Raw genomic sequence first — 26,650 nt, 5'->3', positions numbered from 1 at the left:
ATGATGGGAGGGAAAATTAAAACAAATAATCCTTCATTCTCGAAACAGCTATTTCGTTCTCATCAATGAACTGAAATAGCTGTTCAAGACGGTCTTCGAATTTTCGACCGATATTGATTTTTTTATAAAAAGGCAACTTGATCGGGAGTTCTTTTGATTCGAAAAATTGCCAGATGTTTGAATAGATCACTACATATTCATTGTTTTTCAAACTTTCCAGAAGCATGCTTTCATAATACTTCATTGGTATCACCTGAAGGACATAATCATTGAAGGGAAGTTGAGAGTAGGGCGACTGACTTTCCGGAACGATCGTCAGATCATCTTCGATATGAATTTCTGTTTTTGCGGTCAATTTTCGCCATAGAAAATTGATTCTCGATTCCTCGATATTGGAGATATAATTGAAGTCTAGTTTCTTGATGTCCGAGTAAGGTATCTGATGATATTTCTGCCTCATTCCTCGTATTGGTTTTTGTAAAAGATCTTCAATGTTTTGCTTCACTTTCTCTACCGTTTTCACGTCAGAGCTCGTATTGTAAAGTGCAATTTCATGACCTGCAAATGATATCTTTTTTATCGATTTTTTTAATTTTTCAGCGAGGGAAATATCAATGAAAAATGTTGCATGAAATTCATGGAGCTCCAATAAAAGTAAGGTAGAATTAATTTTTTCTTCGATAGAAGATATCAATTCAGATTCTGAAATATTTTTAGTTTCCAAAATCTTGTTTTCTGATATCGATATGTTGAAAGTTAATAAAACCACCTAAACTATAATTAAGATTGATTTTTTAATCGTTTAAAATCAAGTGTTAAAATTGATTTAATTAGAACCGATTATTTTAATTTTATTGTTTGTTGAGCTTTTTCTTAAGATTATTTATCATATCTATCGACATTGATGAAATATCGAACTTATAATCCAATCCCCAATCTTGTTTGGCTGCAGAATCATCTATGCTTGCCGGCCAAGAATCTGCAATTGCCTGACGAAAATCCGGCTCGTATTTTATCTCAAAATTAGGTATTGTTTTTTTGATCTCAGAGGCCAATTCTTTTGGGGTAAAACTCATCCCTCCGAGGTTGTAGGAATAGCGGATTTTTACCTCTTCTTTTGGAGCTGTCATCAGCTTGATCGTAGCATCAATGGCATCATCCATATACAACATTGGCATTGCCGTATTTTCGCTTATGAAACTTGTATATTTTCCATTTTCAACAGCCTCATAAAAAATCTCGACAGCATAATCTGTAGTACCACCTCCGGCCGGGGCTTTCCAGGAAATCAAACCGGGATAACGGATACTTCTGATGTCAACGCTATACTTTTCGAAGTAATATTCGCACCATTTTTCACCTGCCATTTTGGAGATTCCATAAACAGTTGTTGGGTTAAGAACAACTTCCTGCCCAACATTTTCTTTAGGAATTCCTTTTCCAAAAACGGCGATCGAGCTTGGCCAGAATATTTTTTTAATGACACCTTCTTTTGCTAATTCACAAAGGTGGATCAACGGGTCCAGATTGAGTTTCCACGCAAAAAGTGGCTGCTTTTCCGAAGTTCCCGAAAGAAGAGAGGCCAAATGATATACTGTAGTAATGTTATGTTCTTTGATAACTTCTGTAACGGCTTGGAAATTAGTTACATCAAGTCTTTCATAGTAACCAGCTTCTGTGATGCCCTCTTTCCATTTGTCCAATCCGGAAGCAATAACATTGTCCTTACCATAAATTTCTGATAGTTTGGCAGTTAGTTCTGTTCCGATTTGTCCAAGTGCGCCTGTGATTAGGATTTTTTCTGTCATAGTTTCATTTTTACTTTTCTTGATTGGCAAATCTAATTAAATTTGGGATTGAGAATCAAAAAGAATTCCAATAATTTTTTAATAATATGATAAAATGAAAAACCAATTACCAATTATTGAGGTTAGCGAACTTTTGGGACTGTCAGAAAAACAAGATCTTAAAATTTTTGATGTAAGAACCGGGCCTGATGCAAAGTTTGAATTTGAAAAGAAACACCTCGATAATGCCGTTTATGTAGATCTGAATTCCGATTTGGCTGAGATCGATGATCCAAAGTTTGGAGGTCGTCATCCGCTTCCGAAGTTCGAAAATTTTATCAAAACATTAGGGAAATTAGGGATTGATAAAGAAGCTCACGTAGTGATCTATGATGACAAAAATGGAACAAATGCCGCAGCAAGGTTCTGGTGGATGTTGAGGGCTGTTGGCCATAAAAATGTTCAGGTTTTGAATGGCGGTCTCCAATTCGCTGAGAATCAAAATTATCCTTTAGCTTTTGGTGAAAATTCTTATCCAGAAACTGAATACATCTCCGATTTTACGGATTGGCAATTACCACAGGTCCAGATTGATGAAGTTAAAAAAGCAACTCTGGATCCAGATTCTGTAATTGTAGATGTACGCGAGGCTCAACGTTATCAGGGAATTACCGAGCCGATCGATTTGATTGCCGGACACATTCCGAATGCTAAGAATTATCCTTTTTCTGATAATCTGGACGAAAATGGTTTATTCAAATCCCCTGAAACCCTTCGGAACGTATATTCGGAATTATTTGAGAAATATGATAAAAGCAAGATCACGTTCCATTGCGGAAGTGGCGTAACGGCTTGTCATTCTCTTTTAGCTTTGGATCATGCTGGGTTTGATATTCCGAACCTGTATGTAGGAAGCTGGAGCGAGTGGAGCAGAAACGAAGTCTAGTTATAAGTTATGAATTATGAGTTCCAACATTCATTCATAACTCATAACTCATAATTCATCATTTTTCTAAAAGCTTGCGCGGATCTGCATACTTCCGATATGGATTGTCCTGTCACCGGAGTTTCTGCCTTCGTAATTAACATTAAGCTGAATGAATGAATTGATCGCTTGCTGGATGTATAAGGTCCAGACTTGGTTTTTCCCTGCTTTCAGGCCTTCTAACATCTGATTTCCGACAATGCTGTAACTGTTTCCGGTAAAATCATTGTTAATGAAAGAAAAATTGGCTCTGATGGATGTTTTTGACTTTTCCCATTGGAGTGTCCCGGAAACTTCATAAGTTTTCAAAAGCTCGTCGCCATCGGTTCTTTTTTTCTGACGAAGCGCCCCGAAAAGTTCTGTTTGCAGAGTTTCTGTCAATTTATAAGTTGCTTTCGGTTTGGTTTCCCAATTTTGAAGAAGATAATTTCGAGTGTTATAAACCTGCGAGCTATTGGTTACATTCTGCAACGTGTTTTCCCAATCGGTGCGGAAGGTTTTTGAGAAAGAATAACCGACGTTCATAAAATGAGATCTCTGGGAATGTTCCTCGTTGCTGAAATTGGCATTCACAAGATTGTCATTGTCTGTATATCGGTAACTTCCGTTCCACCCGGATCTGTCATTAGAATTAAATAAAGCCGAAGCAAGAATGTTTTGAGTTCTCAGTAATTGGTCGCTTTGTTTTTCAAAAGGATTCCAGACCAGGACTTTACTGCCTTTCATATAAGAATTCTGCGAAAGTAATGATAGATTGAAATTCCAACGTTTCAGGAAAGCATTTTCTGAACTAATGATCACGGAAGGATTCACAAATAAGGCAACTTGAAGCTTGTTTTTGTTAGAGGCCAGATAATTCACACTATTGGTGTAAACTCTGATGTATTGCGCCAGATCTGCATATTCTGCTACTTCAAATTCATCTAATTGCTGAACGCCATCGTTGTTATAATCCGTCCATTTGTAAACGCCCTGTCCATCAGTTACTTTGATGTACTGGAACTCACGTTGTGCTTCCTGACCATTCCCCAATTCATAAAAAAGCTGAAGGCGCATCCCGTTTTTGAACAATTGCTGATTATATAAAATATTTCCAACCACGAAATCCTGATTTTGATTATTTGTTAAAGCCTGATTCTCATAAAAAAACTTTCTGTAATGGATCAAAGTCGATAATTGGGTCTTCTCGGTTTTAATAATTTGACTTTCCGCCTGAATCCCGAGGATGTTGTTCATTTTTTGAAGACGATTATCAAGAACCGAATCGTTTCCTCGGAAATATACCTTAGCTAATAATTTTGTTCTGGCAGAGTCCGCAATCTTTTTCTGAATGAAAATCTCTTTCCAGCTAAAACTTGTCAAATCAAGAGTTTGGGTAGCGTTATATTTTTTCTCGTTGTGCTCCATGGAGCCGCCCAGCATCCAGCTTCCTTTTTTGCCGGCTAATTCTGTCGAAACTGCGCCTCTGATGAAAGTGGTATTAAGGTCAGTTGATTTGGTGTCCAGATAAGAAACGGCCGCAAGATTGTTGAATTTTCCGATTTTCCAGATGGCATCGATATCATTTTTGATTCCTTTGTAAGTATCCGTTTCTTCTAGATAATTCAGTTTATAATTGATCTTTGAAGTTTTGTTAAAGTCATTCAGGAATGAAAAAATAAATCTGTTCTGAGTGATCTGACTAAATTCATTGGTCAGGTTAAAGTCTCTCCAGAAATCAACATTATTGATTCTGTCAAGGATATGGAAATTCTTTTGGATGACCTGATACTCCACCATTGGTGTTCCTGTCCATGTGTTTTTCCGGAAGGTTTTATTGGCGTAGATTCTTGCGGCATAACCGATATTCTGTTTGTTGTCTTTTGATGAAAAGAGATTGAGATCGTAATTACTCATTGAAACATCGGTTCCAATAACGCCGTCATTGAGTGCATATTCAATATTTGCTGAGTAAACCTGGGATTTTTCCGGAGCAGGCAATTTTCTGACTGCCATGTAATCTCCCAGACCGGCTCCTACATATTGGAAAACACGACCATTGTTTGTCGATTGCTGTAATTGGTAATCACCTTTTCCACTTCCGAAATAAGTAAAAGCAACTTGATAAAGTACCTGGGTTTGGTCGGTCGAAAACTCATAATAGAAAGACTCGCCAGAGAATACTTTTTTATAAAGGATCTTGTTGACATCATATTCCGTTTCCACACCTGATGGTGAAAACATGGCGTCGGAATTGTTCCCTGCATTGACCAGAGTTTGTTTGTCCTCATCACTCAGGTTGAGAGATAACGGTGCATTTTTGTTATCATTTTCCATAAACCAGCTGAATCCGGCTTTCAGTTTCTCTCTTTGATGTTTAATATTTCCGGTGATCAGAAATCTTGTATAATTCCGGTTGGTGTAATTATAAGAAACGTTGATGAAATTCTGTTTATAGATCGGTCGGAAACTTGTAAATGTGATTTCTCCCGTGTTATAATTGATTGTATAATCCTGATTTTCTCCACGCTTCATCAGTATTCCATCAATATAAACCTGTTCCGAACCGGAAATAATAGTGATGAATAGCTCCCCATTTTTTCCTGTTAGCCGATATGGCCCTTGATTGCCTTCAACTCCTTGAAAACGCATCCGGAAAAATTCACTTCGGGCAACACCACCGGAAACATCGACGGAAGTTTTGTTACCGTTCTTCTCCCAACTAGTTAGGAATTGCAATCCCATACTCCGTCTTTGGTAGCGTCCGAAATAAGTGGTCTCATCATTGAGGTCTAGATGCCCTGCTCTTATGATGCTGTGGTTTTTGATATTAAGTTGAAGGTAAATCTTATCAAATTCCTGCAACGTCTGTGTATAACCATCCGCCTGAACAGGAAGATTATGGTCAGAAATCGAAGCTAAAATAGAGACGTCAGGACTTAATTTTCCGGAGATCTGCATATCCATCGAACTTTGAACCGAAGAACCTTGATTATTACCAAAAGTAATACCTCTGATAATAGAACCTTTGGAATTGAGTTCGCCAAGGATTCTCTTTCTGTCATTTTTTACCAGAACTTCTTCGTCATAGATCACGCGATTCTGTTTTTTGATGAAGTCAAGCGTGTCTTTGGTAAAAAAATCCCGATTGATCTTGGAGATCATCACACTATCTTTTTTAAGGGAATCCTGCGGGATATTTGGGTTCTTCCAACTGAATATCTGTGCATTGACCGAAGCCATTGCAGAAAAAGTACAGATCATTAGGAAAAATTTGTATATCTTAGGCACCCTTTTCTTGTAAAGTGTAAATGTAGTAATAATAGGCTTTGAACCGAATTAACAATTATTTAAAACGGAAAAGGGAACTGTAAAATTATAGTTGGCATTAAAATTTTATATTTGCCATCCCATAATGGAAATGAAAGAAACATTTTTAAACTTTATATTATGACAAAATTTTATTCTTTATTAGCAGCAGTTGCTTTAACTGTAAGCAGTAATCTTGTTGCGCAAACAGCTACAGTAACTATTGATGTAGCAAGCATCGGGGGTACTGCAGTATTAGGAACAAGTAATTATAATGGTGGAGCTGAGAGAACTTGGACCACTAATGCTATTAATTTTGGTGGAAAAGCGATCACTGCCAATGCTATTAACAATCCAACTGCCGGGACTGCTGCTGCCACCAATATTCAAACACAAGGAAATAATGGGGTTATCTATAACACGACGGCTTTGCCAGGGAAAATACTTAGTGTAACAATCAACTCTGTAGGTACAGCCAGAGAATCTTCTCTTTATGGTGGTGCAGAACGTTTGGTAAATGCTACAGCAGCTAATTATGATGTAACTGGGGGCACACAGGTAGGCACTGCTTCTACTACGGGATGGACAACTACCGATCTGTCAGGAACTGATTACAAATTCTTCGCTATCAAAAGAGGAGCTAGTGCCGGATACATTACCTCTATTGTAATTGTATATGAAAATCCTACAATGGCCGTGGTAGATGCTACAAAAGGAAAAGCTAACTTGGTGAAGAATACCATCGTATCAAATGAATTGATCTTTGGGACTTCTGCAAAAGTATCAGTTTATAACACAGCAGGCCAAATTGTAAAAACTGCTGAGGTTTCTGAAAATACTAGATTAGACGTTTCTGCTTTAGCAAAAGGAACTTATGTGGTAACAGGGCTTGTAAATGGACAAACTGTTTCTCAGAAAATTATAAAGAAATAATTATCATTATTTATAAATGATAATATAACGCTACCAAAATTGGTAGCGTTTTTTTTTTGTTAAGTGAAAATTAAGCCAGATGAATTGAAAATCAATTATCTGTTGCTTTTTTTTAATTTACAATTAATAATTTATAAATCTGAAATATAACGGGTTATGATAGCTTTGTCGCAAACAAAATCTTTAATAAACTTTATTATGAAAAAGATCTATTCTTTATTTGCGGTAACTGTTTTAGCATTAACAATTACTGCGCAAACAAAAACGGTTACAATTAATGTAGCTAATATTGGAGGGACGGGTGTCTTAGGTACTAGTAATTATAACAACGGTGCAGAGAGAACATGGACGACTAATAGTATTAGCTTTGGAGGTAAAGCTATCACTGGAAATGCAAATAATACACCTAGTTCAGGAAATGCTGCGGGTACAAATATTCAGGCACAAGCAAACAATGGTGTTATTTATAATACCACGGCTTTGCCGGGGAAAATAGTAAGTATTACTATCAATTCTGTAGGTACAGCCAGAGAATCTTCATTATATGGTGGAGCTTCAAGATTAGTTAATACGGCTGCTGCAAATTATGATGTAACTGGTGGAACACAAGTTGGGTCTGCTTCTACTACGGGATGGACAACTACCGATCTGTCAGGAACTGATTACAAATTCTTCGCTATCAAAAGAGGCGCTAATGCTGCATATATTACTTCTATCGTAATTGTGTACGAAGACGCTACAATGGCCGTGGTAGATGCTACAAAAGGAAAAGCTAACTTGGTGAAGAATACCATCATATCAAATGAATTGATCTTTGGGACTTCTGCAAAAGTATCAGTTTACAATACAGCCGGGCAAATTGTAAAAACGACAGAAGTTTCTGATAACTCCAGATTGGATGTTTCTGCTTTGCCAAAAGGGACTTATGTGGTAACAGGTCTTGTAAACGGACAAGCTGTGTCTCAGAAAATCATTAAGAAGTAACTCCTTTTCCCGATTTTGATTTATAAAAGGCTGATGTTTCTCACATTGGCTTTTTTATGATTTAAAACAGGCTTAACATAAGGTCTTATTAATATGTTTATTTTTGTGCAAGCAAAATGGTAAGATTTTTGAAAATAAAAAAATGTTGATTTTCAAAGGTTATAATTTCTAACCTTGATTAAATCTAGACCTGATAATGCGGAAATGTTAAAAAATGAACATAATTTTGCGGATTACATTTTTTTATTAACTTAGCATCCCTTTAATTATTTATAATAAAACAATTTTTAAACTTTAATAAAATGAAAAAAATCTTTACAATTTTAAGTATTGCAGCGGTATCTTTAGTATCGGCTCAAAATTTAACAGTTAATTCAGGATTCGAAAATGGATTGGCTCCTTGGGCTGCTGGAACAGGTTCTGCTTATACAGCTCCAACAATTGCTACGACTGGCGCTCATACTGGGAATAACAGTGCTATGTATAGTGGCGTAACTGCGACAACTGGATTTTATCAGAATGTACCTGTAACAGGCGGGAAAACTTATGTAATATCTTTCTGGTACAAGTCTTCAGGAGATGATACGGATTCAAGACTTTGGAGTGTTTATAAGAATGCCGCAGGAACAGCGGTTTATACTACCGCTGATGCAACAACGGATGCATTCAGAACAAACAATGGATATTTGCCATCTGCTTCTGCTTGGACACAGTACACTGTAGAAATGCCTGCCGCTGCAGATGCAACTACTTTAGATGTTGCTTTCAGAGCATATAATGGTGCTACTGCTTCTTTTGATGACATCCTAGCATATGAAAAAGGAACTATGGCTGTTGAAGATTTGTCAAAATCAAAATATAGCTTAGTTAAAAACACGGTAGTGGGAGAATCTATTGCTTTCGCTAAGACTGCAGATATTCAGATCATCAATATTGCTGGTCAAGTTGTAAAAGCTGCTAAAGTAACAGAAGGTTCTACGCTTAATGTTTCTTCTCTTGTAAAAGGTACTTACATCGTAACAGGTACAGTAAACGGAGAAAAAGTATCTCAAAAAATTATCAAAAAATAATTTGAATCACTTTCAAAGATAGAAGGTTTCCTAATTCAGGAAGCCTTCTTTGTTTTCAATAAACCCCGCGTCTCAGATTATTGATCAATGCGCCAAGATTCAGAACCAATGTATATCGGATTCTGTAACCGTAGTTTTTGAATCCAGGTTCAAAACCCAGACTAGATGCTACTGGGAAATAAACTTCCAAAAAGTCAGGAACAACTTTCACTTTCACTCCAGAATCCCAAATGAACTGAGTTGCCATGTTCTTATTTTTATAAACACCGGCATCTGCATAGAGATTGAACCATTTCCAAAGATGAGAATCTACATTCAAGCTGGTGATAAATTGATTAACCGATGTATTGAACATCGATTTGAAACCGCCTTCTGCCAAAATAAACTGCTGAGAAAGAATCCCTGAAGTGGCGCTTTGCCCCAATAGCCCATATGAAAAAGAATAGTTGGAAACCTGTGATAACCCATAATTGAATAAAGTATTTTTGGTTTCATTCTTTATAAAATATCCGGCAAACCATCGGAAACTGATTTTCCTGTCCTTCGAAAATTCCCAGCGATAAAAAGCTTCTGCGGAAATCTTCTGAAAATCCTCCATCCACTGCAGATTTCCTGAGATATATTTTTCATGTATCAGCCGATTGTCTGAATAAGAATAGCCGAGATTCCAAAGATTATATTTGGAATAGAGATTATTCTCAATCATCAATGGGGTCAATTCTCTGTCATAATAATTGTAAGAGAAGTACAAGCTTCTTCCAATCGCACTTCTTGGATTTTTATTGAAATTGATGGAAGTCCCGGCTCCAAATCTCTTATAGGCCAGATTGGTATTATAATGAAAGTAGGACCCCGAAAGTGTAAAATTCCAGCTTCTGAAAAAACTATCTGGTGGTAGAATAGAATAGCCAATCGCACCAGAACCGGTCAGTTTTCCTGTTCCTGTACTATAATATGGTGTGAATGAATAATCAAATTTCTGGTCAAAAATCCCTTGGTTCTTAAAGTTAAGACCAAGCAAAATTTTGTCATAAGCATTGAAAGTCAATCTTGGAGTCAGGAAGATCTCATTATATTCCGGGTTTTGAACATCCTTTACGAGTTTGAATCTTATCTTTTTTGTGTTAGAGAAAAATCCTTTCGTATAGATGTAATTATCTCGGAAATTAGCTTCTGGGAAAGCATAATTATCATTCAAAACAATTTTATTTACATTTTCTTTTGGAATTCTAAGTGTATCTTTTATTTGAAAATTTCCCTCTTTCCAGTATATTTTCTTTTCATCATTTTTACTTTCGGATTCAATTTTCAGAGGAATATTAGACGCATTTTTGTCCTTAATATGAACAACAAAATCCTGATTTTGTTCTTTAAAATTCTTTAGATTAAAATTAATTCTGTGCTTTTCACTCATCATTTGATTCAGAAAAGTCGATTTTCCATTGGTGAATTTTTCAAGATGATTAAGAAACTCTTTACCTGTTGTTTTGGTTCTGTATATTGAAGACAAATAGCGTTTTAGAAAAGAATCAAATGATTGGGAACCTTGATATTCCGAAATATAATTCAGAAGGCTTCCCATTTCAAATTGACTGATTGCGGTCGTGTTGAAATTGCTCAACTGATCAAAAGGCGTGTCGATTTTCTGGTCAAGATTCTGAGTCGAGATATAATGATAAGCTAATCCATAACGCTCGGAAAGTTTCAGCTTTGAAGCATGGAATAACTTCAAAGGTTTGATGCCAAATATTTTTGCATTATCCGGAAGATTTCCCAGAAGTTTATGATTTGGGTAAAAGTTTTTAAGATACTGGATTTCGAGATAAGACTTCAAACCATTTTTCAGCCAATGATCCTGCGTTTTGTTGGTAATAAAATATTCGTCTATTATTTTCTTCGAAACTGCACTGAAATAATCCAAATCAGCCTTTTCATAATCCGTGAACAATTGATATTTGAATTTCCAGAATTTGATGTCATCAATCCCGATAAACTCTTCTTTATTCAGGAATTTTTGAGTGATGAATAATTTATCGGGAAGATTTCCGACTCTTGCTTTTATGAATTTGAGATGCGTTGGCAAAAGAAAGGGCAAGGTCTGTCTTTGATATTCAGAAACCTGATAGGCTAATTGAACAATGATTTTTTGTCCGTCAACATCCATTGAAAATTCAGGATAGATTTCTTTTGAAATTTGGAATTCCGGGTCGTTGACAGAGCTTCCTTCGAACCCAGAATCATTATTTTGATTAAGATTGGAGTAGATTTTCCAATTCTGTGGGACTTGAAAATCGACTTTCCAGAAAGAACCTGCGTTGGCTGTTTCTTCTGTATCTCGATAAAAAGAATTGCTTTGATTTTCGGTTTCGTAAGTTTCGGGAACTAGAAAAAAGTATTTTAAAACAATCTTATTAACATCAACTCCGTAACCTGTAAAACGTGCATCAGGAAGCTGAATCTGATATTTTAAATTAAGTTTGATGCTTTTCCCTGATTCCAAAGGTTCGGCAAGTGGAATGAAAATGTTTTCCTGAGTTTTATTAAGGATTTCCGAAGACGTGTTTCCGTAAGAATATTGGAGATTTTCCAATTTTCCCAATTGGTTGTCTTTAGCAAAATAAAGGTCTTTTTTGCGGTCTTCAACCTTTCTTTTGAGAAGTGGCGTTTTGCGTTTCTGATAAGCAGAAACCCAATTCAGAAGCTTTATTTGGTTGATTGATTTCTGATGAGGATTATGATAGATCAACGTCTGTTCTACTGAGATTGATTTTTTGTCTTCATTAAGCTTTACATGAAGCAAAATGCTGTCTTGCTGAGACTTTGCCCAGAAATTTGCCAACAATAGAACCAAACACAAAAAAAATCGCTTCATCAAAATTAATCAGTATTTAAAACTACTAATTTTTTCTGATGATTATTAATATTTGGTTGTTAAAATTTTCTCTGTCGGTCTGAGGCTCTCGAAGACTTTTAAAATGAAGTGTCAAAAAAAATTTGGTATTAGCATTGTCAGTCTGAGGCTCTCGAAGACATATAAATACTTCAAAGCTCTGCTTTTTCCAATTTTAATTAACTTTGGCTAAAACACAATTATGAAAAGATATTACGTTTACATCCTACTATGTACCGACAATACCTATTATACAGGTGTAACAAATGATTTGGAAACACGCTTTCTATATCATCAAAATGGTCAAAACCCTAATTCTTATACCTATACAAGACGACCAGTTGAAATTGTTTACTACACAGAGTTCAATGATGTTAATCAAGCCATTGCTTTTGAAAAGCAACTGAAAGGTTGGAGTAGAGCCAAAAAAGAAGCAGTCATTAATGATGAATGGGAGAAATTACCCAATCTTTCAAAGAGAAAGTTTCCGAATCAGTAATTTTTACAAGGAAAAAAATCTGACGATTTTTGAAGTATTTATATGTCTTCGAGAGCCTCAGACTGACAAGAAAATAAAAAACTCTCACCAAAATTTTGACGAGAGTTTTTATATTTTCTATTATTAAATTTACAATGAATCCTGATAAGCTTTCCAGCCCTCATTTTTGTAACGCAAAGCCTCTTGTTCCGGTTCATCAGCTTTATAAATTCCTCTTCCAACGATGATAAAATCGGTATTATAATTTTTTATAACATGTTCCGGTGAATTGTATTGTTGTCCTTTGTCATCGCCAGTTGTGCCAAGATTCACACCAGGCGTAAAAAGGAGAAGACTATCAGAAATTTGATTTTGAGCCACGCAACCAATAATATTTGGGTGATTTTCTATCACTTTCATTGCTTCTTCACGATAATGAGAATCGGTCAAAGTTCCCTGAGAAGACATTCCTAAAATCGCAACCACACCAACATTTATAAAGCAATCCAAACTTTTGCTTCCGCCAATCACGTGAGAAGTCACAAGGTCTGTCCAGTTTGAAATCTTATAGGTGCCATAAGAAAACTGCAACTCCTGTGTGTTTCCGATGTCAGCAAATTTCCGGTCTTCCATTAAAAGGAAATTATGTTTTGTCGCCAAATCTTTTAGCGGAAGTATGGTTTCATCAGCATCGAAATCATTCAGAATGTCAATGTGAGTTTTCAGCGCTACAATATGAGGTCCAACAAAATCAGCGAAATCCAATAATTCTTTTGTCGTGATGAAATCAGCCGAAGCAATCAGGTTTGACTTTTTTTCAATGGCAATTTCAAGGATTTTCTTAGCGAAAGAATGTTCAGCAACTTCCAGTTTTTGTTCGTAAGACAAACGTTTCTTCTCTTCGAAAACAACTTGATTTCCATTCACAAAATCTCGGATTCTTGCCACTTCTTCGTCATCGATATAATTAACTTCTCTCAGGATTTCCACCACTTCAGAAATATTGAAAAGTGAATGGACTTTATAACCTTTTTCCTCTAGTTTTTCTTTCCCGCCTTGCTCTCTGTCCAAAACTACAACGATATCAGAAACCTTGATTCCTTCATTTTCAACTTCATCAATCGTCTCAACCAAAGATTTTCCGGATGTGATGACATCTTCTACCAAAAGACAGTTCTGTCCTTTTTCATAGATGCCTTCAATCAGTTTTTTTGTTCCGTAAGATTTAGCTTCTTTTCTTTTGATAATCAACGGGATATAACTTTGAAGAGACATTGCAGTTGCCATAGGCAGTGCCGCATAAGGAACACCGCAGATGATATCAAAATTATCCAAAGGAAGCATTTCCAAAAGATAATTGGCTAGTTTTTTCAGGATTTTTGGGTCAGAAGCGAGTGGCCGCAAATCAACATAAAACGGACTCTCAATCCCACTTTTCAGTGTGAAACGCCCGAACTTGATTATCCCGAGTTTGTAGCACTCGAGGAAGAATTCTTTTTTACTTTCCATTTACTTTCTTTAGATTTCTACAAATTTAAGGCTATTTTTTAAACCACAAAAGACACAAGATTTTAAACACTTAAGCCAACTTAAGAATTAGTAAATATTGAAGGTTAAGTTCACGTTAGAGCAAAATCTTTGATTTTCAAAACTTAATTGAACTAAAATGAACTTTGTCAGGAGTGTCTAATATCAACTTAAGTATTATTGTTTAAATCTCCTTCCACTTCGGATTTGTGGCAAAAATCTTTTCATTGATTTTACAACTGTCAGAATGCGCACCTTTCAGAAAACCAATGCTCATCAGAAACTCGCCGACAATTTCTCCACCTGTGAATCTGAATGTTTTTTTGAACAGTTTTACCCATTCTTCCTTTGTTTTCGGATGATGATGTTCCAGCCATTTTTCAAAAGAACCAAATTCCTTTCTCAGTTCCAAAATGGTTTTTGCGTTTTCAATCGCAGCGTTTACTTTCAGTTTATTTCGAATAATTCCGGCATCTGATAATAGACGCTCTCTGTCTTTTTCAGTGTAGACAGCAATTTTTTCGATACTGAAATTACTGTAAGCTTTTCGGAAAGATTCTTCCTTTTTCAGAATCGTTTCCCAACTCAGTCCTGCCTGGTTGATTTCCATGATCAATCTTCCGAAAAGCTCATCATCGTTATGGATTGGAAAACCGTAATGATTATCATGGTAGTTTTTATGCAATGCTTTTCTTTCTTCGGGCTGCATTGTTTCTATGGCTGCGCAGTATGACATTTTTTAATAGATGTTAGATGTTAGACTTTAGATATTAGATTTTTAAAATAATTTCTCAGTTTTAGAAAGGAATTTTTCCATTGCTTCTTTGATGTCAATATCCATTCTGTCGGACAAATTGATTATCCACCAGATTGATTCTGCTAATTTATGTTCTAATTCTACATCCGAATTTGCTTTTGACCAGGTTTTTTCATGAGACATCGTGTTTCTGCCGACTAAACCTGCATCGGATAAAAATCCCAAAGCATCTTGTTCTACTGTCCAGACTTTACCGTTTTGTTTAAGTTCGAGCTCGTGGTATAGCTTTCGGATATTGATTGACCTTTCTATGATTTCGTCAAAATTTTCAATAGCCATGTTTATATTTATTTCAAACAAAAATACAAAGTAAATTGGTGCAAATAAGTTCCTTTTTATCAAAATCCTTATCTTCGTCAAAAGCTTTTTCAAAATGAACAAAACATTATCTTTTTCCTTTTTCCTTTTCTCTTTAGTCTTTTTCAATGCTCAAATTGAAGAAAAAAAACTGGACGAACTCATTCAGAATTCTTTAAAAACCTTTGATGTCCCAGGAATGTCTGTTGGTGTTGTGAAAGACGGAAAACTGATCTATGCTAAAGGTTTCGGAGTTCGTTCACTTAAAAACAACCAGCCGATGGATGATAATACTTTGGTGGGAATTGCTTCTAATAGTAAAGGTTTTACGTGTACAGCTTTGGCGATCTTAGCAGATGAAGGCAAAATAAATTGGGACGATAAAGTCAGCAAATATATTCCTGAATTCCAGATGGCTGACCCTTATGTTTCTCAGAATGTGACGATAAAAGACTTAATCACGCACAGAGCTGGATTAGGATTGGGACAAGGTGATCTGATGTTTTTTCCCGAAGGTGGAAATTTAACCGTGAATGATATTGTTCATAATGTGAGATTCCTTAAACCAGAAAATCCGTTCCGTACGACTTTGGATTACAATAATATAATGTTCATTGTAGCCGGAGAAGTGATTCACAGAGCTTCCGGCTTGCAATGGGCAGATTTTATCGAGCAGAGAATTATGAAACCTGTTGGGATGACAGCGAGTTTCGGTTCTTATAATCGAGCTAAAAATTCACAAAATATCATCGATGCACACGCTCCGGTTGATGGAAAAGCAATCGCAGTTCCTCACGATTGGAATGAAACAGCAAACGCAGCAGGCGGAATTATGAGTAACATCCAGGATATGACAACCTGGGCCAATTTCCTTCTGAATGGATTTGTGACCAAAGACGGAAAACGTCTGGTTTCTGAGAAAAACGCTCACGAATTATGGAGCCTTCAAATTCCGGATAAAGTTGGATTGACTTCGCCTTATGATACTCACTTTTACGGATATGGATTAGGCTGGTTTTTGAGCGACGTGAAAGGTCATTTGCAGGTTCAGCATTCCGGCGGTTTGATTGGGACTGTGACGCATTTTACATTGATTCCTGATTTGAAACTGGGAATTGTTGTTTTGACGAATCAGCAATCCGGCGCTGCCTTTTCTACAATCACAAACTCTGTGAAAGATGCTTATCTGGGAGTTGAAAATCGTGATTGGCTAAAGCTTTATGCCGATAGAAACAAGAAGAATGAAGAGACTTTCGCAAAACAAAAGAAAGAAGTTTACGATAAAGCTTCGAAGTTCAAATCTGATTTGAAGGACGACCAGTTCATCGGTTGGTATAAAGATGAATGGTTCGGGATTGTTGAGGTTTCCAAACAAGGCAAAGGTTATAGGATTATTTCTAAATCTTCTCCAAGGCTGAAAGGTGATTTGATTCCATATTCAGCGAATTCTTTTGTGGCAAAATGGGACGACAGAAGTTATGATGCGGATGCATTTTTTACTTTGAATTTTGATGAAAATGGAAAAGCCATTTCTGCAAAAATGAAACCTATCTCTGATGTGACGGATTTTAGTTTTGATTTTGAGGATCTGGATTTGAGGAAGATTAATTGACTTATCCATCGATTAATACCAAAGAGCAGCGATTACTATGTGGTTTTTTTATAAGAGACCCTTCGACAAGCTCAGGATGACATCTCGAGAACTAGTCGTAATATTTAATCGTTGTCAGGTTGAGCCTGTCGAAGCCTCTCTTGATAAATTAACAATTCAAACAATGAACTAATGGTTTTAGAACAACATCAAACCGAAATCTCCGAAAAAGGATTTACAATCATTAATGACATTTTTTCTGAAAAAGAAATCAATCAAATCATTAATGTAATTGAATCTATTGATACTTCAAAAGATACTTTCAGGAAATCCGAAGACCTTTTTGCAATTAGACAATTTCTGAAAGAAGTCCCGGAAAGTCAGCAATTCATTTTTAATGATAATATCAAGAAAATCATTAATGAAGTTTTTGGTGACGATTATTTTGCCGTGAAAAGTATCTATTTTGACAAACCCGAAAAATCAAATTGGTATGTTTCTTATCATCAGGATTTGACAATTTCTGTTAATAAGAAAGTAGATTTGGAAGGTTTTGGACCTTGGACAACGAAGCAGAATCAATTCGCAGTTCAGCCTCCGATTGATTATTTGAAAAATATATTTACTATTAGAATTCATCTGGATGATACGGATGAGAATAACGGCGCTTTGAAAGTTGTTTCCAATTCTCATAGCAAAGAAATCTATCGCCCAGAAACGATTGATTGGAATGTTGAAACGGAAGAAATATGCTCTGTGAACAAAGGTGGAATTATGATTATGAAACCTCTTATTTTACATGGTTCTAATAGAACAGTGAACAACAAAAAACGAAGAGTTATTCACATAGAATTTTCTAACCTCGAATTACCGAAAGAATTGGAATGGTCTGAAAGATTGAATTAAAAACGCCTAAACATTGTTTAGGCGTTTTATATTTTTAAGAATCAAACCCAGTTAAATTGGTTTGAATTCTAAGTTTTGTTCTTTTAATAATTTAGCTTCCTGTTCCTTATAATAACCGTTGGCCAATTTTTGATAGATCGATTCAAATGCGGAAAGTGTTTCATTGATCTCAGAATCTGTATGAGAGGCTGTTGGGATCAATCTTAATAAAATCATTCCTTTAGGGATCACAGGATAAGCAACAACTGAAGTGAAGATTCCGTACTCCTCTCTCAGATCTCTGGCCAAGAGAGTCGCTTCCACAGGATTTCCCTGAATGAAAATCGGTGTTACACAAGTATTGGTGTCGCCCAGATTATAACCTATTTTTTTTAGGCCACTTTGCAATTTTTCAACATTTTCCCAAAGTTTGGCTTTGATCTCCGGTCTGGATCTCAGTAATTCTAATCTTTTCAATCCTCCGATCACCATTGGCATTGTCAAAGACTTTGCAAAGATCTGTGATCTAAGATTGAATTTCAAATAACGGATGATATCTTTGTTTCCGGCAAGGAAAGCCCCGAAACCAGCCATAGACTTCGCAAATGTTGAAAAGTAAACATCGATCTGATCCTGGCATCCTTGCTCTTCTCCCGCTCCTGCGCCTGTTTTTCCAAGTGTTCCGAACCCATGTGCATCGTCAACCAAGATTCTGAAACCATACTTTTCTTTCAGAGCACAGATTTCTTTCAGTTTACCTTGTTGTCCTCTCATCCCGAAAACCCCTTCTGTGATCACCAAAATTCCACCTCCAGTTTCTTCCGTTACTTTTTGGGCCCTTTGTAGGTTTTTTTCAAGGCTGGCTATATCATTGTGTCTGTATGTAAAACGTTTTCCGGAGTGTAATCTAACACCATCCACGATACAAGCATGAGAATCTACATCGTAAACGATCACGTCATTTCTGGAAACCAAAGCATCGATTGTAGAGACCATTCCTTGGTACCCGAAATTCAAAAGATAAGCGGATTCTTTTTGGACGAAATCTGCCAGTTCTCTTTCTAATTGAAGGTGTTGGTCGGTCTCTCCTGACATGGCTCTTGCACCCATTGGATAAAACATCCCGTATTCTGCAGCGGCTTTTGCATCGGCTTCTAAAACTTCAGGATGATTACACATTCCCAAATAATCATTAGCACTCCAAAAAATCACTTCCTTCCCCTGGAACTTCATTCGCGGACCAATTGGTCCCTCTAATCTTGGGAAAATATAGTATCCTTCGCCATAATCTGCAAATTGTCCCAGCGGACCTGGGTTTTGTTTTATTCTTTCAAAAATGTCCATTTTATAACTGATGTTTTTTGATTTTATTAAAAAAACCTTTTGTATTTACAAAAGGCTTATAAATATTGTGATACGATTTTATTTGATGATCTCTGTTTTAAAAACCTCATCGTAATTGTGGAAACAATTATTGATGAAACCTTGTTCTTCCATCCATTTGTCGCTGTAAACTTTTGTGATGTAACGTGAACCATGGTCTGGAAAAATTAACACTACCAGATCATCTTCTTTGAACTCGTGGGAATTCGCATACTGGATCAAAGCCTGAGTCACTGCGCCAGTTGTGTAACCGCCCATGATGGCTTCTTTCAAAGCGATCTCGCGGGTTCTGTAAGCCGACATCTCATCATTAACTCTTACGAACTCATCAATTTTATCAAATAAAAGTGCTCCCGGAATTAGGTTCTTCCCCAGACCCTCAATCTGATAAGGATGGATTTCTGTTTTATTGATCTTTCCTGTTTCGTGGTAAGTTTTCAGAATAGAGCCGTCTGCGTCTACGCCGATCACTTTGATACCAGGATTTTGTTCTTTCAGATATTTTGCAGAGCCGGAAAGCGTTCCCCCTGTTCCCGTGCAGGCAAAAAGGTGTGTGATTTTTCCTTCTGTCTGTTTCCAGATTTCCGGTCCGGTTGTCTGATAATGGGCGTCAATATTCAACTCGTTGAAATACTGATTGATGTAAACAGAATCAGGTGTTTCTTGAGCAATTCTTTTGGCAACTTCGTAGTAAGACCTTGGATCGTCTGCGGGAACAGAAGCCGGGCATACATAAACAGTTGCTCCAAGAGCTTTAAGATAAGCTATTTTTTCAGCCTTTGTTTTATCGCTGACAGCAAGGATGCATTTGTAACCTTTTACGATACAAACCATCGCAATGGAAAATCCAGTGTTTCCTGATGTTGTTTCTACAATTACAGAGTCAGGTTTTATCAATCCTTTTTTTTCAGCATTTTCCACAATGTGCAATGCGATTCTGTCTTTTGTAGAATGTCCCGGATTGTAAGACTCCAACTTAGCATAAACTGTCGCAGGAATGTCCTTTGTAACCTGATTTAATTTGACTAACGGCGTGTTACCAATCAAACCAAGAATATTATCGTGTACATTCGTCATTTTATATCATTTTTTCTCTCAAAAACTGTCTGCAAAAATAAAAAAAAAATTGCAATGTTTTTCTTTTTACACCCCGAATCTGATTTTAATCAAGATATTTATTAAAAAACCAATTGTTTTTCTGAGGTTTTCAAAAAACAATTCAAAATTTAATTTTTGTTAAAAACATAAAATAACTGAATCAAAAACATTAATTTCGCCGATATTTCATTTTCTAATATGAAGAATTGGACTTTTAAACAGTGGAACACCATTCTTGGATGGGTCGTTTTTGTGATCGCATTTTTTACTTATTTATCAACAATAGAACCAAATTTCAGTTTTTGGGATTGTGGAGAGTACATTTCTTCCGCTGTCAAACTAGAGGTGACTCACGCACCGGGAGCTGCATTGTTCCAATTGGTGGGAGCGGTGGTTGCCATGTTTGCATTCGGTGATGGGCAACATTATTCGTTGGTGATCAATGCAATGTCTGCATTGTTCAGCGCTTTTACAATTCTGTTTTTATTCTGGACGATCACACATCTTGTAAGACGATTGCTGAATAAAGAATTTGAGAATATATCAGTAACCGAAGAAATTGGCGTTCTTTTCGCCGGAGCAGTTGGTGCATTATGTTTCACATTTTCAGACACATTTTGGTTTTCTGCAGTTGAAGGTGAAGTGTACTCGATGGCGAGTCTTTTCATTGCATTGATTGTCTGGCTGATTACAAAATGGGAAAACGAGTACTCCGAAAAAGATAATGAAAGATGGATCATCCTTTTGTTTTTCGTAATCGGACTTTCCGTGGGTGTGCATATGATGTGTATGTTAGCTTTACCTGCAGTTTGTTTGATTTATTATACAAGAAATTATACATTCACTTGGAAATCTTTCCTTTGGGCGAATGCGATTACGTTGGTTATTTTAGGAATTGTCTTCAAAGGGATTTTCCCAATGATCATGACATTGTTCGGTAAGTCGGAAGTTTTCTTTGTGAATGGACTCGGGCTTCCTTTCCATTCAGGGACGGTTTTCGCTTTCGTTATATTGTCAGTTCTTTGCTACCTTTTGGTTTCTTATACCAGAAAAACAGGAAAATCACTTTATCAGACCATTGCATTATCCATTGTTTTCATGATGATCGGGTTCTCCTGCTGGTTGGTGATTCCAATTAGGGCCAATGCAAATCCTCCAATGAATCTCAATGATCCGGACAACGCTCTGGGAATGTTGGATTATTACAACCGTGAGCAATACGGAGATTGGCCGACCTTCTATGGTCAAAATTACACGGCTTATCTGGACCCGAATGGAATCGAGAAAAATGAGGACGGAAGTTACAAAACTGTAAAAACTGGCGATACTTATGAAAGAGACCCACAAACCGGCCGATACAGGCTGGTGGGAGAGAAGTTCAATTATGTTTATAGCAAAGAGCACGTTGGGTTTTTTCCAAGAATGTTCAGTGAGGATAAGTCCGTGATGCCAAATTACATTTCGATGTATGGGGCGCCGGATTTCACTTTCAATTATGGCAATGAACAGATATCCGAAAGTCCGGAAGCAAAACAATTCTTTGATGAGCTTCGCCAGAAGTATGAGAACGGTACTATCAAAATGGATGATTACCTGAAAGCGAAACAGTTCGGATTGATCAATGTGCAGAAACCGACGTTAGCTCAGAATCTCGATTATTTCATCACGTTTCAGAATTACTACTATTTCGGAAGATATTTACTTTGGAATTTCTCTGGTCGTCAGAATGATGTGGAAGGGCATATGGAAAATACGAATGGAAATTTCATTACCGGTATTCCTTTCATTGATAATAATATGTGGGGAGATCAAAGCGAGATGCCTGCAAAATTCCAGAATACAAGTACGGTGAAGTTCTTTATGCTTCCATTGATCTTGGGATTGCTGGGATTCTTTTTCCAGCTTAACAAAGATTTTGGACGTTTCTATGCGATCCTGTCATTGTTTATATTGACAAGTGTCGGAATTGTATTTTACACAGGTGTAAAACCATTTGAGCCTAGAGAAAGAGATTATGCAATGGTTGGTTCGTTCTATGCATTTGCGATCTGGATAGGATTGGGCGTTGCGTCCATCTACTGGTTTTTACAGAAAAAAGTGAAACAAAAATCTGCTCAGATCGCTATTGGAGTCGTATTATTGGGGATTCCATTGATGATGGGCTTCCAGAATTATAATGTTCATGACAGAAGTGGTCGTTATACGGCTTACGATTATGCGTATTCCAGCCTAAAATCGCTCCCGAAAAACGATATTATGTTTGTTTATGGCGATAATGATACTTATCCGGTTTGGGCGATCCAGGAGACAGAGGAGTTCCGTCCGGATGTAAAAGTGGTGAACTTTACACTATTATCAACACCTTGGAACATTGACCAGGTTAAAAGAAGAACTTACAACTCAATGCCTGTACCATCAACTTTGACCCATGAAGATTATCGTGAAGGTTCCAATGACCAGGTCTATCTGATGACGAAAGACGATTGGTCTAATATCTTTGCCAATTTGAAGGATCAGGGTGCATCAGATACAGAATTTGCAGCGTTCAGAAAATACTTGACCCAGGATTCGATGACGCTGAAAGAAGCGGTTAACTTTCTGAAAATGAAATCTCCTGAAAAAGACGAAATCGTTAAAATGATTTTCGGAGAAGAACGTTATCAGAAATTCAACTTCCTTCCGGTTTCCAAATTTGTTCTTCCTGTCAATATCAATAATGCTGTGAAGGCAGGAATCATTACACCGGCGGAAGCTCAAAAAGCAGAAAAACAAATCGTCATCGATTATAAAGGTTCCAGTATGTTCAAGAATAATATGATGATGATGGACATCCTGGCGAACTTCGATTGGAAGCGTCCGATCAATTTCTCAAGCGGCGGAATATACGACGGAAGTAATTTATTCTTCTTGTCCAATTATCTCAAGTTTGATGGATTCAGCTACAGATTGGTACCAATCAAAACGGAAGAATCTCCGGATGGAGAGTTAGGAATGGTGAATGCTGACGAGCTTTATAATGTTGTGAAAAACTACAGATGGGGTAATTTCAAAGATCTGAATGTTCATTTTGATGAAACCTGTACTCAGAATATTGTAAGCTACAGGTCGTCTGCAAGTAGAGCAGCTGAGGCACTTGTAATGAAAGGCGAGAAGAAAAAAGCGATTGAAGTTTTAGATCTGGCCAGCAGAGAGATCCCGGTTTCAAAATATAACGACCCAAGGTCTTTGAGTTCCATTGTCTACGCATATATTGTTGCAGGACAAGAGCAAAAAGGTTTGAAACTGGCAGAAGACCTCAAGAAAGGAATCTTCGAAGAGTATGATTACTACACGAGATTGTCGCCTAAGTTCCAGGTTTATGCAGCAAGGCAAATGAAAACCAAGCCTATGGAATATTCTCTTGTCGTTGGTGCAGTTTCAGATGCTTATAACAAAATTGGGCAGAAAGATAAAGGCTATCAATACCTTGTCAACTCTCTGAATGTGATTGATAAGAGATTCAACACATTCATCAAGGACCTGCAGGAGATGGGCAAAGAAAAAGCTTTCAAAAAGGCAGATGATGTGCAGAAAGTGACATCGTTCTACTCGTATCTTTTTGATATTATGAAGGATTACGATACAACTTACGAATCCGAAAAGATGGATGAGATCACGAAGAAGTTGATGAAAGTGACTCAATAATAAAAAAAGCGTTTCAAAATCTTGAAACGCTTTTTTTATCTTCTAATTTAATTAATTTTACCATCAACCATCAACCATCAACCATCAACTATGAACAAATTCTGTGCTTTTCTTCGCGGTGTGAATGTCAAAGGAACCAATATGAAAATGGCGGATGTCTGCAAGGTCTTTTCAGATGCAGGTGTCCAAAATGTATCTTCGGTTTTGGCAAGTGGGAATATCTTGTTTCAATCGGATAAAGATTCGGCAGAACTGAAGAAAATTTTGGAAAAAGCAATGTCAGAACATTTCAGTTACGAAGCCTTTCTCTTCATCAAAAATGAAAAAGAGATCAAAGAAATCTTGAAAAATGACCCATTTCCACCAATTAAAAATTTTCATAATTACATTTTCCTCGGTTCGGAAAAGGTAGAAGAAACTTTGTTGGAAGAATTCGAGAAATCAAGCAAAGCCGAAGGTGAAAAGGGTAAAATCGTTAACCATATATTCTATTGGCAGGTTCCGAAAGGGCAAACGTTGGATTCCAGTTTCGGAAAAGTTTTGGGCAAGAAAAGTCTGAAAGATAAAATGACGAGCCGGAATGTCAATACTTTTGAGAGGATAACAAACAAGTTTTCTTAACGCAATATTAGTTATTCAGAAAGAATCTCTACATTGTATATTAACTACATTGGATTGTTTCAGTAGGTTTTCCGGGGAATTACAAAAACGGTCAGAATTAAATTCCTTATCTGCTTGTAAATGTTTTATGAAATCCATTTTTTAAATTTGTGAAGTAGTTAAACCAAATTTTTCTTTGAACGAAGCATAAAAATGAGTAAGGTTTTCAAATCCTAAATCCAAATAAAAATCAGCTGGCCTTTGGTTTTTGTACTTGATTAAATAATGGGCTTCATCTAAACGTTTTGCTAACAACCATTTTTTTGGTGTCGTATCAAATGTTTTGGTAAAATCTCGTTTAAAACCTGAAAGGCTTCTTCCCGTCAGTTTTGCAAAAGATGCTACCGATACATTGAACATATAATTCTGGTTCATAAATTCTTCCAAATCCATTTTGTAAGGCTCGGAAAAATCGAATAGGATTTCTTTAAAAACAGGGTTGCTTTGTAATAATAATTCTATGGCTTCCCTGATTTTTAAATCTGCCAATCGTGGCGTTGCTTCTTTTTTCTTGTTGATATATGGCGCTAATGAAACGAAATAATTTTGCAGAAAATCATCCGGTTCGAAAAACAATTTCTGTTTTCCGGTGTATTTTTTGTCAACTACAATTTTATTTTCCAAGGCATACTGTTGCAATGTTTCTTTATCCAACGTAATTGATAAAAATTGGTATTTCCCTGATTTTGCAGGATATTTGATTGTTCTTATTAATTGGTTTTTGCGAACCAATACGATGGTGTTCTCAAGTATCATCGTATTTCCATCAGCGTGAAAAGCGTGTGTTTCTCCCGATAATTGAAAACCTAATAAATGTTCGGGAATAAATTCTTCATTTCCTCTATGTTTTTCAAAAACGCAGGAATAGACCAACTTATCAAAAATGATTTCACGCTTTGCTTCCATACTGCAAATATAAATTTTAATTGAACCCAAGAGCTCCTGCAATCGCGATTTCTTTATCCTGCACTGGCGAACCACCCGAAGAAGCGATGGCTCCGATGATATGGCCTTCTTTGTTTTTGATCACGACACCACCTGCAATGGTCAATAATCCGTCGTTTGAGTTCAACATTCCATATCCGTGGATGTCTGTTTCGGAAACGATTGTTCCCATTATGTCACTATCTACACCGAACATTACGGCTGTTCTGGCTTTTTTTATGGCAAATTCTATCACGCCAAAAACACTGTCCAATCTTACAAATGCCACCAGATGTCCTCCTGCATCAACCACTGCAATGCTTACGGGAATATTTAACGCTTTCGCTTTTTCTATGGAAGCATTTAATGCTTTCGTTGCTTCATTATAACTTATGTTCATTTTTCAATTTTTAAATGGAAGATAAAATAGAAGCACGGATAAAAATTCCGCGCTTTCCTGGGTTTTATTTAGCTTTTAACGGTCCAAGCTTCTGCCTGCAATTGTTTTACAAAATCTTCAGTTTCTTTTGGATGTACGTTTCTAAAGTTCGAATTTTCATCCAAAGCCACATCAACTATACACTCTGCCATAGATTGTGGGTCTAGCTGATTTGCCAAAGCCTCGGCAGTGCCGTCGAATGCAGATGGATGTGTAAAATTAGTTTCAGGATTGTACCAACGGAAAATAGTATCGGCGCCACGGTCATTAAATCCTGTCCCGAAAATACCAGGGTTACAGGTTGCAATTTTGATATTGAATGGTGCCAATTCTGTTTTCAAACCTTCAGCGATTGACCCCATTGCATGTTTTGAAGCACAATAAGCAGCAACATAAGGAACAGTCCATAACTCGCCCATAGAAGTTGTGAAGACAATTTTACCAGGTCTTTTTTCATCAATAAATTTTTTGATAAAACCCTGTGCCAATTGCAGTCCTCCAAAAACATTTACATCAAACATTGAACGGATTAAATCTAATGGCTGCTCCGCAATTGGACCACCTTCCATTATTCCGGCATTGCTAATTAAAATATCGATGTCGTATTTTTTAGTAATGTAAGCGATGTCTGTAGAATTTGTAACATCCAATTTGTCCACAGTCATTTCTATTCCATTTTCTTTGGCTTCTTTTATCAGATCGCTGACCTGCGGATATATTTGCGCAGTTGCAATTACTTTATTTCCCTTTTTTGCTAAATCAAAAGCGGCAATTTTTCCAAATCCGCTTGCAGCTCCTGTAATTAAAATTCTCTTGCTCATATTTGTATATTTAGAAGTTATACAGCAAAGTTGAGCTAATTAGCTATGGAACAGATTCGTGAGAGGCTCAAAATTATATTGTTGAAAAGTTCAGGGACGTAAAATTAAA

Annotated in this window: 21 protein-coding genes; 9 read left to right on the top strand and 12 right to left on the bottom strand. The window is 36.7% G+C overall.

Translation table 11 applies throughout. The features are described from left to right. Window positions 1–16: 16 nt before the first annotated feature. Window positions 17–724 (bottom strand): polysaccharide deacetylase family protein, encoded by a 708-nt coding sequence (locus K319_RS0119270; RefSeq protein ID WP_156907143.1) that lies wholly within the window; start codon window positions 722–724, stop codon window positions 17–19. Window positions 725–851: 127 nt separating this feature from the next. Then, entirely contained in the window at window positions 852–1,808 is a 957-nt protein-coding gene (locus tag K319_RS0119265) for an NAD-dependent epimerase/dehydratase family protein (RefSeq protein WP_027385103.1), read from the bottom strand. A gap of 94 nt (window positions 1,809–1,902) precedes the next feature. Between K319_RS0119265 and K319_RS0119260 the strand changes: the two genes are divergently transcribed. After that, a complete protein-coding gene (locus tag K319_RS0119260; protein ID WP_027385102.1) occupies window positions 1,903–2,733 on the top strand; it encodes a sulfurtransferase in 831 nt (276 codons plus the stop codon). Window positions 2,734–2,799: 66 nt separating this feature from the next. On the opposite strand, the gene K319_RS0119255 is transcribed toward K319_RS0119260, so the two are convergent. Beyond that, a complete protein-coding gene (locus K319_RS0119255) occupies window positions 2,800–6,015 on the bottom strand; it encodes a hypothetical protein (RefSeq protein ID WP_235696136.1) in 3,216 nt (1,071 codons plus the stop codon). 186 nt (window positions 6,016–6,201) lie between these two features. Between K319_RS0119255 and K319_RS21240 the strand changes: the two genes are divergently transcribed. From K319_RS21240 to K319_RS0119240, 3 genes are all read left to right on the top strand, one after another. After that, entirely contained in the window at window positions 6,202–6,993 is a 792-nt protein-coding gene (locus K319_RS21240) for a T9SS type A sorting domain-containing protein (protein ID WP_051230803.1), read from the top strand. Between the two features lie 198 nt (window positions 6,994–7,191). Further along, the gene (locus tag K319_RS21235) at window positions 7,192–7,977 is read left to right on the top strand and encodes a T9SS type A sorting domain-containing protein (RefSeq protein ID WP_051230802.1); all 786 of its coding nucleotides are present in this window, start codon (window positions 7,192–7,194) and stop codon (window positions 7,975–7,977) included. 302 nt (window positions 7,978–8,279) lie between these two features. Continuing rightward, window positions 8,280–9,047 carry a T9SS type A sorting domain-containing protein gene (locus K319_RS0119240; protein ID WP_027385100.1) on the top strand — a complete coding sequence of 256 codons (768 nt, stop codon included), beginning with the start codon at window positions 8,280–8,282 and terminating at the stop codon, window positions 9,045–9,047. A 55-nt stretch (window positions 9,048–9,102) separates the two neighbouring features. Here the strand turns inward: K319_RS0119240 and K319_RS0119235 are convergent, their stop codons facing one another. Then, window positions 9,103–11,919 carry a TonB-dependent receptor gene (locus K319_RS0119235; protein WP_027385099.1) on the bottom strand — a complete coding sequence of 939 codons (2,817 nt, stop codon included), beginning with the start codon at window positions 11,917–11,919 and terminating at the stop codon, window positions 9,103–9,105. A 220-nt stretch (window positions 11,920–12,139) separates the two neighbouring features. Between K319_RS0119235 and K319_RS0119230 the strand changes: the two genes are divergently transcribed. Continuing rightward, a complete protein-coding gene (locus tag K319_RS0119230; protein ID WP_027385098.1) occupies window positions 12,140–12,436 on the top strand; it encodes a GIY-YIG nuclease family protein in 297 nt (98 codons plus the stop codon). A gap of 129 nt (window positions 12,437–12,565) precedes the next feature. Here K319_RS0119230 and pyrF read toward each other — a convergent pair whose 3' ends face one another. From pyrF to K319_RS0119215, 3 genes are all read right to left on the bottom strand, one after another. Then, entirely contained in the window at window positions 12,566–13,924 is a 1,359-nt protein-coding gene (gene pyrF / locus K319_RS0119225; protein WP_027385097.1) for an orotidine-5'-phosphate decarboxylase, read from the bottom strand. Window positions 13,925–14,126: 202 nt separating this feature from the next. Further along, entirely contained in the window at window positions 14,127–14,678 is a 552-nt protein-coding gene (locus tag K319_RS0119220; protein ID WP_027385096.1) for a DNA-3-methyladenine glycosylase I, read from the bottom strand. Between the two features lie 42 nt (window positions 14,679–14,720). Beyond that, a complete protein-coding gene (locus K319_RS0119215; protein ID WP_027385095.1) occupies window positions 14,721–15,038 on the bottom strand; it encodes a nucleoside triphosphate pyrophosphohydrolase family protein in 318 nt (105 codons plus the stop codon). Between the two features lie 94 nt (window positions 15,039–15,132). On the opposite strand from K319_RS0119215, the gene K319_RS0119210 reads away from it, so the two are divergent. Together K319_RS0119210 and K319_RS0119205 are read left to right on the top strand one after the other, a co-directional pair. After that, the gene (locus tag K319_RS0119210; RefSeq protein WP_027385094.1) at window positions 15,133–16,668 is read left to right on the top strand and encodes a serine hydrolase; all 1,536 of its coding nucleotides are present in this window, start codon (window positions 15,133–15,135) and stop codon (window positions 16,666–16,668) included. 171 nt (window positions 16,669–16,839) lie between these two features. Continuing rightward, window positions 16,840–17,553 (top strand): phytanoyl-CoA dioxygenase family protein, encoded by a 714-nt coding sequence (locus K319_RS0119205; RefSeq protein WP_027385093.1) that lies wholly within the window; start codon window positions 16,840–16,842, stop codon window positions 17,551–17,553. A 51-nt stretch (window positions 17,554–17,604) separates the two neighbouring features. On the opposite strand, the gene K319_RS0119200 is transcribed toward K319_RS0119205, so the two are convergent. Next, the gene (locus K319_RS0119200) at window positions 17,605–18,876 is read right to left on the bottom strand and encodes an aminotransferase class I/II-fold pyridoxal phosphate-dependent enzyme (RefSeq protein ID WP_027385092.1); all 1,272 of its coding nucleotides are present in this window, start codon (window positions 18,874–18,876) and stop codon (window positions 17,605–17,607) included. Window positions 18,877–18,954: 78 nt separating this feature from the next. Then, window positions 18,955–19,992 carry a PLP-dependent cysteine synthase family protein gene (locus tag K319_RS0119195; RefSeq protein WP_027385091.1) on the bottom strand — a complete coding sequence of 346 codons (1,038 nt, stop codon included), beginning with the start codon at window positions 19,990–19,992 and terminating at the stop codon, window positions 18,955–18,957. A 219-nt stretch (window positions 19,993–20,211) separates the two neighbouring features. Here K319_RS0119195 and K319_RS0119190 point away from each other — a divergent pair, with 219 nt between their 5' ends. Then, on the top strand, window positions 20,212–23,697 hold the full coding sequence (locus K319_RS0119190; protein ID WP_027385090.1) for a glycosyltransferase family 117 protein: 3,486 nt from the start codon (window positions 20,212–20,214) through the stop codon (window positions 23,695–23,697). 90 nt (window positions 23,698–23,787) lie between these two features. Further along, on the top strand, window positions 23,788–24,318 hold the full coding sequence (locus K319_RS0119185; protein ID WP_027385089.1) for a DUF1697 domain-containing protein: 531 nt from the start codon (window positions 23,788–23,790) through the stop codon (window positions 24,316–24,318). 141 nt (window positions 24,319–24,459) lie between these two features. Here K319_RS0119185 and K319_RS0119180 read toward each other — a convergent pair whose 3' ends face one another. The 3 genes from K319_RS0119180 to K319_RS0119170 form a co-directional block, all read right to left on the bottom strand. Further along, a complete protein-coding gene (locus K319_RS0119180; protein WP_027385088.1) occupies window positions 24,460–25,263 on the bottom strand; it encodes a helix-turn-helix domain-containing protein in 804 nt (267 codons plus the stop codon). Between the two features lie 16 nt (window positions 25,264–25,279). Continuing rightward, the gene (locus K319_RS0119175) at window positions 25,280–25,681 is read right to left on the bottom strand and encodes a GlcG/HbpS family heme-binding protein (protein WP_027385087.1); all 402 of its coding nucleotides are present in this window, start codon (window positions 25,679–25,681) and stop codon (window positions 25,280–25,282) included. A gap of 68 nt (window positions 25,682–25,749) precedes the next feature. Next, a complete protein-coding gene (locus tag K319_RS0119170) occupies window positions 25,750–26,541 on the bottom strand; it encodes an SDR family oxidoreductase (protein WP_027385086.1) in 792 nt (263 codons plus the stop codon). Window positions 26,542–26,650 lie beyond the last annotated feature (109 nt).

This window comes from Epilithonimonas caeni DSM 17710, from assembly GCF_000426465.1.
GTDB lineage: Bacteria > Bacteroidota > Bacteroidia > Flavobacteriales > Weeksellaceae > Epilithonimonas > Epilithonimonas caeni.
Note: the sequence above shows the minus strand (reverse complement) of the source record. Positions and strands in the feature narration are given on the sequence as shown.

Coding starts and splice junctions, on each gene's coding strand:
- K319_RS0119195 (WP_027385091.1), bottom strand. CDS start 19,992: ATGACGAATGTACACGATAATATTCTTGGTTTGATTGGTAACACGCCG.
- K319_RS0119205 (WP_027385093.1), top strand. CDS start 16,840: ATGGTTTTAGAACAACATCAAACCGAAATCTCCGAAAAAGGATTTACA.
- K319_RS0119190 (WP_027385090.1), top strand. CDS start 20,212: ATGAAGAATTGGACTTTTAAACAGTGGAACACCATTCTTGGATGGGTC.
- K319_RS0119175 (WP_027385087.1), bottom strand. CDS start 25,681: ATGAACATAAGTTATAATGAAGCAACGAAAGCATTAAATGCTTCCATA.
- K319_RS0119220 (WP_027385096.1), bottom strand. CDS start 14,678: ATGTCATACTGCGCAGCCATAGAAACAATGCAGCCCGAAGAAAGAAAA.
- K319_RS0119235 (WP_027385099.1), bottom strand. CDS start 11,919: ATGAAGCGATTTTTTTTGTGTTTGGTTCTATTGTTGGCAAATTTCTGG.
- K319_RS0119265 (WP_027385103.1), bottom strand. CDS start 1,808: ATGACAGAAAAAATCCTAATCACAGGCGCACTTGGACAAATCGGAACA.
- K319_RS0119180 (WP_027385088.1), bottom strand. CDS start 25,263: ATGGAAGCAAAGCGTGAAATCATTTTTGATAAGTTGGTCTATTCCTGC.
- K319_RS0119215 (WP_027385095.1), bottom strand. CDS start 15,038: ATGGCTATTGAAAATTTTGACGAAATCATAGAAAGGTCAATCAATATC.
- K319_RS0119200 (WP_027385092.1), bottom strand. CDS start 18,876: ATGGACATTTTTGAAAGAATAAAACAAAACCCAGGTCCGCTGGGACAA.
- K319_RS21240 (WP_051230803.1), top strand. CDS start 6,202: ATGACAAAATTTTATTCTTTATTAGCAGCAGTTGCTTTAACTGTAAGC.
- K319_RS0119240 (WP_027385100.1), top strand. CDS start 8,280: ATGAAAAAAATCTTTACAATTTTAAGTATTGCAGCGGTATCTTTAGTA.
- pyrF (WP_027385097.1), bottom strand. CDS start 13,924: ATGGAAAGTAAAAAAGAATTCTTCCTCGAGTGCTACAAACTCGGGATA.
- K319_RS0119185 (WP_027385089.1), top strand. CDS start 23,788: ATGAACAAATTCTGTGCTTTTCTTCGCGGTGTGAATGTCAAAGGAACC.
- K319_RS0119210 (WP_027385094.1), top strand. CDS start 15,133: ATGAACAAAACATTATCTTTTTCCTTTTTCCTTTTCTCTTTAGTCTTT.
- K319_RS0119260 (WP_027385102.1), top strand. CDS start 1,903: ATGAAAAACCAATTACCAATTATTGAGGTTAGCGAACTTTTGGGACTG.
- K319_RS0119170 (WP_027385086.1), bottom strand. CDS start 26,541: ATGAGCAAGAGAATTTTAATTACAGGAGCTGCAAGCGGATTTGGAAAA.
- K319_RS0119255 (WP_235696136.1), bottom strand. CDS start 6,015: ATGATCTGTACTTTTTCTGCAATGGCTTCGGTCAATGCACAGATATTC.
- K319_RS0119230 (WP_027385098.1), top strand. CDS start 12,140: ATGAAAAGATATTACGTTTACATCCTACTATGTACCGACAATACCTAT.
- K319_RS21235 (WP_051230802.1), top strand. CDS start 7,192: ATGAAAAAGATCTATTCTTTATTTGCGGTAACTGTTTTAGCATTAACA.